This is a genomic window from Rhizobium sp. R86522 (assembly GCF_042466255.1).
In the GTDB taxonomy this organism is placed as follows: Bacteria; Pseudomonadota; Alphaproteobacteria; order Rhizobiales; family Rhizobiaceae; genus Allorhizobium.
In genome coordinates this window covers 872,825-885,013 of sequence record NZ_JAXHBX010000001.1, presented here as the reverse complement: position 1 = coordinate 885,013, position 12,189 = coordinate 872,825, and the positions used below count along the sequence as shown (strand labels likewise).

The 12,189-nt window shown below is 62.3% G+C and carries 7 protein-coding genes; 1 reads left to right on the top strand and 6 read right to left on the bottom strand.

All coding sequences use genetic code 11. From position 1 onward, the window contains the following. Nucleotides 1-235 precede the first annotated feature (235 nt). From SJY08_RS04165 to SJY08_RS04155, 3 genes are all read right to left on the bottom strand, one after another. On the bottom strand, nt 236-565 hold the full coding sequence (locus SJY08_RS04165) for a hypothetical protein (protein ID WP_150127511.1): 330 nt from the start codon (nt 563-565) through the stop codon (nt 236-238). A 50-nt stretch (nt 566-615) separates the two neighbouring features. Beyond that, complete coding sequence (locus tag SJY08_RS04160; RefSeq protein WP_377274788.1) at nt 616-876, bottom strand: CopG family ribbon-helix-helix protein; 261 nt, start codon at nt 874-876, stop codon at nt 616-618. Nucleotides 877-1,047: 171 nt separating this feature from the next. Beyond that, nucleotides 1,048-3,237, bottom strand: a complete 2,190-nt coding sequence (locus tag SJY08_RS04155) for an anthranilate synthase (protein WP_377274787.1) — start codon at nt 3,235-3,237, stop codon at nt 1,048-1,050. Between the two features lie 286 nt (nt 3,238-3,523). Between SJY08_RS04155 and SJY08_RS04150 the strand changes: the two genes are divergently transcribed. Beyond that, nucleotides 3,524-4,441 carry an extensin family protein gene (locus tag SJY08_RS04150; protein WP_377274786.1) on the top strand — a complete coding sequence of 306 codons (918 nt, stop codon included), beginning with the start codon at nt 3,524-3,526 and terminating at the stop codon, nt 4,439-4,441. A gap of 56 nt (nt 4,442-4,497) precedes the next feature. Here the strand turns inward: SJY08_RS04150 and SJY08_RS04145 are convergent, their stop codons facing one another. From SJY08_RS04145 to putA, 3 genes are all read right to left on the bottom strand, one after another. Beyond that, nucleotides 4,498-6,750 (bottom strand): TonB-dependent hemoglobin/transferrin/lactoferrin family receptor, encoded by a 2,253-nt coding sequence (locus tag SJY08_RS04145; protein ID WP_377274785.1) that lies wholly within the window; start codon nt 6,748-6,750, stop codon nt 4,498-4,500. 238 nt (nt 6,751-6,988) lie between these two features. Then, nucleotides 6,989-8,662 carry a formate--tetrahydrofolate ligase gene (locus tag SJY08_RS04140; protein ID WP_377274784.1) on the bottom strand — a complete coding sequence of 558 codons (1,674 nt, stop codon included), beginning with the start codon at nt 8,660-8,662 and terminating at the stop codon, nt 6,989-6,991. Nucleotides 8,663-9,001: 339 nt separating this feature from the next. Beyond that, nucleotides 9,002-12,121 carry a bifunctional proline dehydrogenase/L-glutamate gamma-semialdehyde dehydrogenase PutA gene (putA, locus tag SJY08_RS04135; protein ID WP_377274783.1) on the bottom strand — a complete coding sequence of 1,040 codons (3,120 nt, stop codon included), beginning with the start codon at nt 12,119-12,121 and terminating at the stop codon, nt 9,002-9,004. Nucleotides 12,122-12,189: the final 68 nt, after the last annotated feature.

The window sequence follows — 12,189 nt, the reverse complement described above, 5'->3', positions numbered from 1 at the left end:
AGCCTTGCCGCAAAGCGCAGTCCCTCGAACCGAGGCTGCGCGCGCATGCGGCCGCTTCACCGGGTTCAACGCTCACCGAAGCCGTCAAACGACGGGACCATGAGCGTTGAGACCACCGGCTCAGACGCAGGCTGCCAACGGAAAAACGATCGGGTCAGCAGGATTTTTCAGGGGGAGGAAAAAATCTTGAGAGTTTTTATCATTATTCGAGAAGGACGGGTGAAGACGCCGGTACTCAGGTTGCCCGCGCGTTCGCGAAGATAACGAAAACCAGACAGTCACTTCTCGGAAAACAGCGTGGCTTGATCAGCAAGGAACTTGCGAAGCCTATCCACGCTTCTCTGTCCACGGTGTCGCGAACATAGATGATCAATATCTGGCCAGCAGTCACCACATACAGCAATGCAAAGTGCGTCCCGCGGATGTGGTATTCTCGAACACGCTCGAAATCCTCGAAGCGTGGAGCGCTCTCGGGATGATTGACGATCGTCCGCTCCGCTGTGGCCAAGGCTGCCGACGCCGCCACGATGTCCAGTTGCGGATGACGCTTGTAGTAGTCGCGCATCCATCGAAGGCCAGGCTCGGCAGTCGGAAGGTAGCGGAGATGCATGGACTTCAGCGCGCCGCCGGAAAATCGTCCTCGTCAGACATCAGCCAGCGGTGCACCTCTGCACTGTCCACGGCCTTGACGTCACCTGCGTCAACGAGACGAAGTCCATGACGTACCAGTTCACGCGTCGCGACGCGCTCCTCCACAAGATTGCGGATAGCCTGATCTGCTAGGTCGGAAGCTGAGCGTTTGTCGAAACGCGCGATCTCTTCAAGCGCCTGATTGAGACCGGCGTCGATTTCAGTGGTCAAAACGACCTTGGTCATCAGATCACTGCTCCTTGCGGCTTGGCTTCAAGGAATAGTGTTACGGAGTGTACATGCTGTCAAACAGCAACCTAACGGCAGCTCCGTCGGAAGAGCCGTTAGCCCCCCCGGACACGGATCTGCGTCTATCGCCGAAACAATTCGGGGCGCCGAAGCGCCCCGCTTATTCCCTCAAGCCGCTTGCACCTTCGCCCGTTTCGCCAGATGCGCCACCACATTCTCGATCATTCGCATGCCGGCATCGCCGCCGAGCGTCATGATCGATTCCGGGTGGAACTGGACGGCGGCGACCGGTTCCTTGGTGTGCTCTATACCCATGATCGTGCCGTCTTCGCTTTCTGCCGTGATCATGAAATCGCGCGGCAGCGTTGCCGGATCGGCGAAGATGGAGTGGTAGCGACCGACGGTCACTTCCTTGCCGAGCCCTGAGAAGACGAGGCCGGGCTCAAGCACGCGGATGCGCGACGGCTTGCCATGCATGGGAACCGCGAGCTGGCGCAATTCCCCACCATAGGCTTCGGCCAGCGCCTGCAGACCAAGGCAGACGCCAAAGATCGGCAATTGCCGAGCGCGCGCCTTCTTGATTGTCGCCTTGCAATCGAAATCGGCAGGCGAGCCGGGACCGGGCGACAGCACGACGAGATCGGGCTTCAGGCTGTCGAAGATCTCCTCCGGCACCGGCGTGCGCACGGTGTTCACGGTGGCACCCGTCTGGCGGAAGTAGTTGGCCAGCGTATGGACGAACGAATCCTCATGGTCGACGAGCAGGATGTTGACCCCCTCACCCACGCGGGCGACGCCACGCTTGGAGGAGGCATCATTGCCGCTCTTGGCGTCACGGATCGCTGCAATCATGGCGGAGGCCTTCAGTTCGGTTTCGGCTTCTTCTTCCTGCGGGTCGCTGTCGTTCAACAGCGTCGCACCGGCGCGCACTTCGGCAATGCCGTCCTTGATGCGCACGGTGCGCAGCGTAAGCCCCGTGTTCATATCGCCATTGAAGCCGACCATACCGATCGCACCACCATACCAGGCGCGCGGGCTCTTCTCGTGCTTTTCGATGAAACGCATGGCCCAGAGCTTCGGCGCACCGGTCACGGTAACGGCCCAGGCGTGCGACAAGAAGCCGTCAAAGGCGTCCATGCCGTCGCGAAGCCGCCCTTCAATGTGGTCTACTGTGTGGATGAGGCGCGAATACATCTCGATCTGGCGGCGACCGATGACCTTGACCGAGCCCGGCTCACACACGCGGGACTTGTCGTTGCGGTCGACGTCCGAGCACATGGTGAGCTCGCTCTCGTCCTTCTTGGAGTTGAGGAGCTTCAGGATCTGCGCCGAATCCTCGATCGGATCGGCACCGCGGCGGATCGTGCCTGAGATCGGGCAGGTCTCGATGCGGCGGCCATTGACGCGGACGAACATCTCCGGCGATGCGCCGACCAGATATTCCTGATGGCCAAGATTGATGAAGAAGGAATAGGGTGACGGATTGATTTCCTTCAGCCGCTTGGAGATCTGCGACGGCTTCGAGTCGCAGCGTTCCATGAACTTCTGGCCGGGAACGACCTCGAACAGGTCGCCCTTGCGGAAGCTTTCCTTCGCCTTGGTGACCAGCTCGGCATATTCGCCGGGACGATGATCGCCGCGCGGCGGGATCGTGTCGGTGTGCACAAAGGGCTCCGGCGCGATATCCTCCGACTGGCCGATGGTGGTGACGTTACCCTTGGTGAAGTCGTAGCGGTCGATCCAGGCCTTGGCGGAATAATGGTCGACGACGAGGATCTCGTCCGGCAGGAAGAGCACCATGTCGCGCTGGTCGTCGGGACGGGTGAGTTTCAGGTCGATGGCGTCGAACTGGAAGGCGAGATCATAGCCGAAGGCGCCGAACAGGCCGATGGCCGCGTCTTCTTCCGAATAAAACAGCGCCGTGATGGCGCGTAGCACGGTGAAGACCGTCGGCATCTTCGAGCGCTCTTCTTCCGTGAACACGCGCGACGGCAGCTTGACGTCGAGATCAAGGCGGGTCGCGGTGCGGGCACCCAGCGCCAGATCGTCAACGGAGGCCAGAGCCGCGGCGATCATCGCCAGCAGCGCTTCGCCGCGACCGTTATAGGCTTCGATCCAGACCTTGCGACCGAAGGAGGAAATGCCCAGCGGCGGATCGACGATGGCCGTGTCCCAGCGCGTATAACGACCCGGATATTCGTAGTTGGACGAGAACACGGCACCACGGCGTTCGTCGAGCTTGTCGACATAGGTGGAGATGGCATCGCCATAGGGCGTCGGCCGGCGCCTGCGCGTGACGGTCACGCCGCCGCGCGTCTGATAGGCTTCCGAGCCGTCTTCCTGCAAAATCGTCGACATATCCGTCCTTCTCCACTCTTCGAGGCCCGTCTCCTGAGGCCTTGAACACGAAAAAGCCGCCTCAGGAAAGTTTCCGGGCGGCTTTGGGGTCAATCGTCTGAAGACATGACTGGTCAAGGCCGCGTTAGCGTGCCCACCACCAAGCAAAGGTCTTCGAAACGATCTTCATGGGCCAACGAATACCGTGGAGCCGCTGCCTTAGCAAGGGCGTTTTGCTGGGCTCAGTTGATGAACTTTTCGACGGCTCGCGCCTTTTGACCCGGGGACTGGGGAACAGGGAGACGAGATGACGAAGACGAGAACGCCGACACTGGTCGGTCTCCTGCTTGCCTTGCCGATCGTGACCGGCCTTACCCTGCCCTCGCGCGGCCCCCTGCCGCAAATGAGACCACAGGTGGCAACGCCGGCACCGGACGCAGAGGCGAAAGCGCCCGACGGCATCCAAACATCCGCTCCCCTCGAGGCTCCCACACCGCAAAGCAAGCCCGAGACGGCGGCCGATGCAGAGGAAGGTGCGAAACCGTCGAGCCCTGCAGAAACGGAGGCAGCAAAGGACACGAAGAGTGACGAGGCCGAGACTGATGAGGATGAGGATGAGGATGAGCAGAAAGCCGCTTCCCTTGATCCGCCACCGCCGGTCGAAGACCCGAAGGCTCTTGCCGCCTGCCTCGCCGATCTCAAGGCGATCGGTGCGCGCTTCGAGACCGACAAAGCCATCGATGATGCCGATGGCTGCGGCATCGCGGCCCCGATCACGCTGACAAGGCCGCTCCCGGACGTCGCCTTGGAGCCGGAGGCGACGCTTCGCTGCGAGACGGCATTGCAACTGGCGCGCATGACACGCGACATGCTGAAGCCGGCAGCAGAAGCCGCCTTCCCCGACAAGCCGAAGCTTGCCGCCATCCGCCACGCCTCGGGTTATGTCTGCCGCAACCGAAACAGCGTAGAGACCGGCAAGGTGTCGGAGCACGCCTATGGCAACGCCATCGACATTGCCGGCTTGCGTTTCGGCAACGACGACATGGCGGTGATGATTGCAAGCCAAGATAACGGTACGGCCGAAGCCGCCTTCCAGCGCGCCTTCAATGCCATCGCCTGCCTCTATTTCACGACAGTGCTATCCCCCGGCAGCGACGCGACACATCAGGATCACATGCATCTGGATGTCGTCAAGCGGAAGAGCGGCTTCCGGTATTGCCGGTGACGCAAGGCAAAAGGCGGCGCATCGCTGCGCCGCCCGGGAGGTCGATCTTGCTCTGCTCAGAACTTCTGGGTGAGCGAGATTTTGAAGGTCGTTCCGGCTTCCGAGTAGAAGGCCGTCGGCTGGTTGGCCGAGCTCGCCGCATTCGGGTTGACCAATTCCACGCCGACGGCGTTCCAATAGGTCTTGTCGAAGATGTTGTAGACGCCGGCCTGGATGCGCAGGCCCTTCACGGCCTCGGGTTCCCACCAGCCGGACACGTTGAAGACGCCGTAGCCGGGGGCATCGAATGTGTTGGCGACGTTGTCATCGGGCATGGCAGCGGAGAAGATACCGGTCAGCTGCGTTCCCCAGGTTTCCTGCTGATAGCCGAGGCCAAGGATCGCCTTGAGCGGCGCCACGCTACGCAGGCGGGCATTGGTGTCACCGTACTCGCCATAGGCAACCGCCAGAGAGCCTTCCGCGAAGAAGCCGTTGGCAAAGTCCTTGCGCGTCTTGATCTCGGCACCGGAAATGCGGACGTCACGGACGTTTTCGTAGGTGAAGAGACTTGCCGGCTGTGGCGACACGCCAACGCGCGTCACGTTGTTGATGAAGTTGTCGTACATATTGTGGAACAGCGTCACGCTGCCGTTGAAATCACCCGTGTTCCACTTGGCACCCACTTCGAAGCCATGCCCGGTCTCTGCTTCGAGATTGGGATTGCCTATGCTGGCATAGCCGCCCAGCGTGTTCGTGAAGTTGCCATAGAGCTCGTCCACTGTCGGCGCACGATAGGCCATCGCCCACTGGGCAAAGACACCCACGCTTTCGTTCAACTGATACTCGGCCAGAAGCTTGGGCGAAAAATTGCTGTCGCTGAAGGATTTCGGAAGCCCGAAGGCGTTGTAGCCGGTGTTGCCACGATAGGCAGCCGAGTCCTGCGGCTCATAGTCGTGGAAGTCGAAGCGGATGCCTGGCGTGAGCGAGAAGCCGCTGTCGCCGAAGGTGATCTGATCCTCGATCGAGAAGCCGAGCGTGACGCCGTCGACATCGGGCGCATCGGACTGCGAGACGACCGTCGCCGAAGCCGGAAAGGCCGAGATGAACTGGTGCGTTTCGAAGGTCGTGGCATTGCCGCGCAACCGCAGTTGATGGCTAAGCGCGCCGGTGTCGAATTCGGATACCAGCGAGCCGATCACCCCGAAATCCTGTTCCTCTGCCGAGTTGGCGCGAAGATATTGCGCGCCGCTGTTGCGCAAGCCGAAGGACCCGGCGTCCTTGCTGAGCTGCTGCCAGTAAAGACGCAGGCTGGCGGCCTGGACAAGCGCATCGGTGGAAGGTGCCTCGTAGAAATAGTCGAGGGACACACGCTCGCGCCGGACGTCATCCCAGCCGAAATAGGCGTCCGGGCGGAAAGTGGAAGCGGCCGTGGTGGGGGTGAAGGTGGAGGACTGCAGCGTCTTGAGATTGCTGTCGCTCGTGTAGTCGTAACGCTCCGCAGTCAGGCCGACCGTGTGACCGCCCTCCAGCTTGTGGCGGAACTTGAAGAGCAGGTTGTTGCGGACGAAGTCCATAGGGTTGGGCTCGGTGCGCGAGCTACCATAGATATCCGCCGTGCCCTGGTTGTCGCTCTCCTGACCGCGCGTGTAGGAGCCCTGGAAGAGCACCGAGGTGTTTTCCACCTGCTTGGCCACAGCCAGGGAGTTGCTGAAGCTCTTGTCTTCGCTGTCATAGCCGGTCTTTGCGACGCCGCCCCAATCGCGACCCTCGGCGATCAGATCTTCCGGCTCCAGCGTGCGGGCAACGAGTGCGCCACCAAGCGCACCAGAGCCGACCTTGCTGGAATCGGCACCGCGCAGGACGTCGAGCCCGCCGAGCGAATCCACGTCGAAACTGTCTGGCTGACCGTTGATTCCTGTTGTCGGTGAGCCCGCGCCGTTACGGGCAATGGTCTGCAGGAAAGGAACCGGAATCTCGTCCACCAGAACGGCGACGCGCGGACCGGTCAGGCCGCGGATGAACAGGCCACCGGTCCTGCCGGGCTTCGACTTGATGAAATCAATCCCGGCTTCGGTCGTATTGCCGAGGTCGCTCAGATCCTTGATTTCCTTCTGCCGGATGTCATCGGCCGTCGTCTCCGTCGCCAGCGGCGTATCCGCAACCGACCCGGCCGGCACACGTTTCCCCTTGACCACGATCGTCTGAAGCTGCGTCTCGTCAGCATTCGTCGTGGTCGTTGCAGCAGTCTGCGCCTGGGCAGGCGCAAGCGAAGTGATCGCTGCGAGCGCCGTGCAGGCCAGCAGGATGGGGCGGAGGGACCGGGAGCGCATGAGTGTCGTCCTTTCGATGGCCGCAAGAAAGGGTTCCCGCTTCCGATGGCAGAAGCGGGTCGGCCGGATGTGATTGCGTCAAAAACGTGGCGGAGACGTTGTTCCCGCCGTAATCATGCCGTATAAAACATGATTACAATCGTCAAGATATAAAACATGATTCTTTTTATCATGAATTATCACGCGCTCGAACGTGACAGAAATACCACAAGATTTCAGTGGTGATTTTCAGGGCCGGCTAAAACAGCCCCTCGATAGCGCCGTCCGAATTGAGCCGGATCTTTTCCGAAGACGGCACGCGCGGCAGGCCTGGCATGGTCATGATCTCGCCTGTGATCGCAACGATGAAACCGGCGCCGGCCGAGAGCCGCACCTCGCGAACATGCACTTCATGCCCCTCCGGCGCGCCGCGTAGCGTCGGATCGGTGGAGAAGGAATACTGCGTCTTCGCCATGCAGACCGGCAGCTCGCCATAGCCCTGCTGCTCCCAGTCGGCGAGCTGGTCGCGCACCGCCTTGTCAGCCGTCACCTCACCCGCCCGGTAGATCTCGGCCGCAATGCGCTCGATCTTGGAAAAGAGTGGCATGGCATCGGGATAGAGCGGATGAAAGGCGGACGGTGTCTCGGCAATCCGGACCACCGTTTCGGCAAGCTCGGTGATCCCCGCCGAGCCGTCAGCCCAGTGCCGGCAGAGCACGGCTTCTGCTCCGAGGCCTTCAGCGACCGCCTTGACCGCGGCAATCTCGGCATGGGTATCACTGGTGAAATGGTTGATCGCCACCACCGCCGGCACGCCGAACTTGGCGAGGTTTTCCAGATGGCGCGCGAGATTGACGGCGCCCCGTTCGACAGCCGCGACATCCTCGCGGCCAAGATCCTCCTTCGCCACGCCGCCATTCATCTTGAGCGCCCGGACCGTCGCCACGAGGACGACGGCCGAGGGCGTGAGCCCGGCCTTGCGGCACTTGATGTCGAAGAATTTCTCTGCGCCGAGATCGGCGCCGAAGCCGGCCTCTGTCACCACATAGTCGCCGAGCTTGAGCGCTGTCTTCGTCGCCACCACCGAATTGCAGCCATGGGCGATATTGGCGAAGGGGCCGCCATGCACCAGCGCCGGATTGTTTTCGAGCGTCTGCACGAGGTTCGGCTGCAGGGCCTCCTTGAGCAACACGGCCATGGCGCCGTCGGCCTTCAGATCGCGGGCAAAGACAGGGCTCTTGTCGCGCCGATAACCGATGATGATGGCGCCGAGGCGCCGCTCCAGGTCTTCTAGGTCGGTCGCAAGGCAGAGGATCGCCATGACTTCCGAAGCAACTGTGATGTCGAAGCCCGCCTCGCGCGGGAAACCGTTCGAGGCGCCACCGAGCGACGTCACGATCTGGCGCAGCGCCCGGTCGTTCATATCCATGACCCTGCGCCAGGTGATGCGACGCGTGTCGATGTTGAGCTCGTTGCCCCAATAGATGTGATTGTCGATCAGCGCCGAGAGCAGATTATGGGCCGAGGTGATCGCGTGGAAATCGCCGGTGAAATGGAGATTGATGTCCTCCATTGGAACGACCTGCGCATAACCGCCACCGGCGGCCCCACCCTTCACCCCGAAACAGGGACCGAGCGAGGGTTCGCGGATGCAGATCACGGCCTTTTTGCCGATCCGGTTGAGGCCATCACCGAGGCCGACGGTCGTGGTTGTCTTGCCCTCACCTGCCGGTGTCGGGTTGATGGCCGTCACCAGGATCAGCTTGCCGTCCGGCCGGTCGGAAAGCCCCTTGATGAAGCTGGCGGAGATCTTTGCCTTGTCGTGGCCGTAAGGGATCAGGTTTTCGGAGGGAATGCCTAGCTTGCAGCCAATCTCCTGGATCGGCTTTTTCTTGGCTGCGCGCGCAATCTCGATGTCGGATGGTACGGTCATGTGTCCCTGCCCCTTATGTGTGCCGAGAAGATCGGACGGCGCAGCCCGGCTGGCAAGCAGGGCAGAGGACTTTTTTCACAGCGAAGAGTATGGGGCTGAATGCGACATGGGACCTCGCGCTCCCGCTTAGCGGCAAGGCCCCTCTGCCCTGCCGGGCATCTCCCATACATGGGGCGATTTCGGAATGCGGCTGACCTCGCAGCTTTCCGAAATCGAGCTGTGACGTTACACCGAGCCGGCGGCAGGCACCCACTCTCCCCCCGTGTGTGGGAGATGTCACGCAGTGACAATGCGGGGGGTGCCCTCAGACCGCAGCGATTGCGACAGCCGTCGCAAACCTCACCCCTCGCCAATCGCGATCAGGCTCGCGTTCCCGCCGGCAGCCGCCGTATTCACCGAGATAACCTGCTCGACCGCAAAGCGGCTCAAGTAAGCCGGTCCACCCGCCTTGAAGCCGGTGCCGGACATGCCGGAGCCGCCGAAGGGCTGGGTGCCGACAACAGCGCCGATCATGTTGCGGTTGACATAGATGTTGCCGGTGTCGAGCGCTTCGGTGACCTTGCGGATCGTCGCCTCAATGCGGCTGTGCACACCAAGCGTCAGCCCGTAGCCGGTGGCGTCGATCGAGGCGATGACCTGGTCGAGGGCCTTGGCCTTCCAGCGCACGACGTGAAGCACGGGGCCGAAGATTTCCCTGGTCAGCGCCTCTGGCCGATCCAGCTCGACAATATGTGGCGCGAAGAAGTTGCCGGTCGCGGGCACCTTCCCGGCGTAACGCACCTTCTGGCTACGCTTCATCTCGGCGATATGGCTCTCCAGCATCGCCTTCTGCTTCTCGTCGATAACAGGGCCGATATCCGTGGTGATCTCCAGCGGATTGCCGAGATTAAGCTCGCGGGCGGCACCCTCGATCATCTCCAGCATGCCGTCGGCGATATCCTCCTGCAGGTAGAGTATGCGCAGCGCCGAGCAGCGCTGGCCGGCCGAGCGGAAGGCCGAGAGCACGACATCGTCGGCCACCTGTTCGGCAAGCGCGGTCGCATCGACGATCATCGCGTTCAGACCACCGGTTTCGGCAATCAGCGGCACGATCGGGCCGTCCTTGGCGGCAAGCGTCCGGTTGATCGCCTGGGCGGTTCCCGTCGAGCCGGTAAAAGCGATGCCGGCGAGCTTTGGATGGGCAGCGATCGCGGCCCCGACATCGCCAGCACCGGGCAGCAGCATCAGCACGTCTTCCGGAACGCCGGCCTTGTGGAAGAGCTTGACCGCTTCGAAGGCAATCAGCGGCGTCTGCGGCGCGGGCTTGGCGATGACGGCATTGCCGGCGACCAGGGCGGCCGAAACCTGGCCAAGGAAGATGGCCAGCGGGAAGTTCCACGGCGAAATGCAGGCGAAGACGCCACGACCGCGCCAGGAGAGACGGTTGAGTTCACCGGTCGGGCCCGGCATGACTTCGACCTCGCCGAACTGCTTACGGGCTTGGGCTGCATAGTAGCGGCAAAAATCGACAGCCTCGCGGATTTCGGCAACACCGTCATCCAGCGTCTTGCCGGCTTCGAGTGCAAGGAGGGCCAGAAGGCGATCCCGATCGGCTTCAAGCAGGTCGGCCAACTTGTCCAGCGTTGCCGCGCGCTCTTCCACCGGGGTCCGTGACCACAGGGCAAAGCCCTGGCGTCCGGCAGCGAAGGCGCGGTCGACATCGGCCGGCGTCGCATTGCGCACCGTGCCGACCTTGTGGGCGCGATCGGCCGGCGACAGCACGGCCTCGTCACTGGTCGCGCCGGTTGCCCCTGGAACCAGCGGACGGGCCGCGATCTCGGAGAGCGGCTGACCGATGCGGGCCATTAGCCGTTCCAGATTGTCGCGATGGCCGAATTCGAAGCCGGCGCTGTTCTTGCGGTCACCGTAGAGACCGAGCGGCATGGGGATCTGGCTGTGGCGGGCGCTCTGGCCATTGCCGAGACCCAGCTTTTCCGTGGGCCGCTCCAGAAGTGCCGAAACCGGAATGTTCTTGTCACCGGCAACGGCGACGAAGGACGAATTCGCACCGTTTTCAAGCAGGCGGCGGACGAGATAGGCGAGTAGGTCGCGGTAGCCGCCGACAGGCGCGTAGATGCGGCAGGCAATGCGATCATTGCCCGAGAGCAGCGTGTCGTAGAGTGCCTCGCCCATGCCATGCAGGCGCTGGAATTCGAAGCCGGAGCGGTCGGCACCGGCAAGCTCGATGATCGTCGAGACGGTAAGCGCATTGTGGGTGGCAAACTGCGGGAAGATGCGCGCCCGCTTTTCCATCAGCTTGGCCGCACAATGCAAATAGGAGAGATCCGTCGCCTGCTTGCGGGTCCAGACAGGGTAGTCGTCGAGGCCGCGCTCCTGGGCGCGCTTCACTTCCGTATCCCAATAGGCGCCCTTGACCAGACGCACCATCATCCGGCGACCATACTGCTGGCAGAGGCCGTCGATGTAATCGATCACCTGCGGCGCGCGCTTCTGATAGGCCTGGATGGCGAGACCGAAACCGTCCCAGCCTGACAGCGACGGATCGGCAAAGACGGCGGCGACCACGTCGAGAGAGAGTTCGAGACGGTCGGCCTCTTCGGCATCGACGGTGAAATTGAGCTGATGCGCCTTGGCCATCTGCGCAAGCTTCAGGAGATCAGGCACCAGCTCGCGCATGACACGGTCGCGATGGGTGGCCAGATAGCGCGGATGCAGCGCCGAGAGCTTCACAGAGATGCCCATCCGGTTCGGCAGAAGCTGGCTCTTGCCGTGTTTCGCCATATGCGCGCCGATCGCCTCGATCGCCATGGCATAGGACTGGAAGTAGCGCTTGGCGTCTTCGGCGGTGCGCGCGCCCTCGCCCAGCATGTCGAAGGAGTGGCGATAACCGCGCTCCTCGCTCTTGGCCGCACGCGACAGCGCGTCCTTGATCGTTTCGCCGAGAACGAAGTGATGGCCAAGGAAGCGCATGGCCTGCTTGGTGGCCGAGCGGACCGTGGGAAGACCCAGGCGCTTGACGAGACCGCGCATCACGCCTTCAGGCGTCTCGCCCGGACGGATGACGCGGGCGGAGAGGCCGAGCGCCCAGGCAGAGGCCGAGACGAACCAGCTGTCGCCGTGTGCCTCGTGTTCGCTCCAGCCGCCCTCCTTCAGCTTGTCCTCGATCAGACGGTCCTGGGTGAGCGCGTCAGGCACGCGCAAGAGCGCTTCGGCAAGCACCATGAGCGCCAGACCTTCACGGGTCGACAAACCGTATTCGCGCAAGAAGTCCTCTACGCCGCCGACCGAGCCGGAATTGTTTCTGATGGCATCGATATAGGTCGTGGCGCGCCGGTCGATGGCGCCGTTCTGGCTCTCGGAGAGCGACAGGCGCGAAGCAAAATGGCGGATGAGCTGGTCGTCGTCGCCGGCATAGGGGGCTTCGAAGCGCGGGAAATCGGTCGTGGCTGGCTTGATCATTGTCACCTCCGTGGTATCGGCAACATATCTTCGCATTTACCGAGTTTCCCACTATTCTTTGGTCACTT